Raw genomic sequence first — 231 nt, 5'->3', positions numbered from 1 at the left:
GAGCAGGGATTGCAACGTTTTGACTAAATCTAATTTTTTTTTGAAGGTTAATGACAAAGACTTTAATGTTACTTACCTACATGGCTACGAAAAAATTAATAAAGGCTTTAGTTATTCACTCACCGTTGAATCTTCAGTAAAAATCAATACAGATATACTACTTGCTAATGCCAGTGTGATTTTTGTTAATAAAAATAAAAGATATAGAGAACAATGCGGCCTGATTACATC

Annotated in this window: 1 protein-coding gene; it reads left to right on the top strand. The window is 30.7% G+C overall.

What is annotated here, in order from left to right; genetic code table 11:
- Positions 1 to 19 precede the first annotated feature (19 nt).
- Positions 20 to 231: hypothetical protein (locus AAEY57_RS21245; RefSeq protein WP_350608813.1), on the top strand; the 212-nt coding region annotated here is incomplete at its 3' end.

The sequence above is a fragment of the Pseudoalteromonas sp. MER144-MNA-CIBAN-0113 genome, from assembly GCF_040308965.1.
Classification (GTDB): Bacteria; Pseudomonadota; Gammaproteobacteria; order Enterobacterales; family Alteromonadaceae; genus Pseudoalteromonas; species Pseudoalteromonas tetraodonis.
Note: the sequence above shows the minus strand (reverse complement) of the source record. Positions and strands in the feature narration are given on the sequence as shown.